Annotated in this window: 1 pseudogene; it reads right to left on the reverse strand. The window is 40.1% G+C overall.

Annotated features, from left to right (window positions below):
- Window positions 1-304, reverse strand: a pseudogene (locus L0M85_RS09910) (helicase); the annotation flags it as partial.

The following is a 304-nucleotide window of genomic DNA, read 5'->3' on the forward strand; positions in this document are numbered from 1 at the left end:
TTGCTGTCAGCTTGATTATGACGGATAAGACGGTGTAGGGATTCCCCTGCTTCAGCTCGTTGCTCAAAAGCTTGCTTGCCTACCGTCATAGAAAATGATTGGTCTTTCGACATTTCAGACTGTTGAATGTCGCCTTCATACTTGCTTAATCGTTTCTCAAGAATGGGAATATTTTCTTCACAGTAAGAGATTGTATGACGATAGTGATCCTTGCTACGTTGAAAGGCGCGTCTTTGATTTTCTAATAGGGTTAGATCATTCTCTAGTTCCATCTTATATTTGAGATAAGGATTACCTGTTGCTA

Origin of the sequence: Streptococcus sp. DFI.7.26 (assembly GCF_022240605.1) — a bacterium.
In the GTDB taxonomy this organism is placed as follows: domain Bacteria; phylum Bacillota; class Bacilli; order Lactobacillales; family Streptococcaceae; genus Streptococcus; species Streptococcus xiaochunlingii.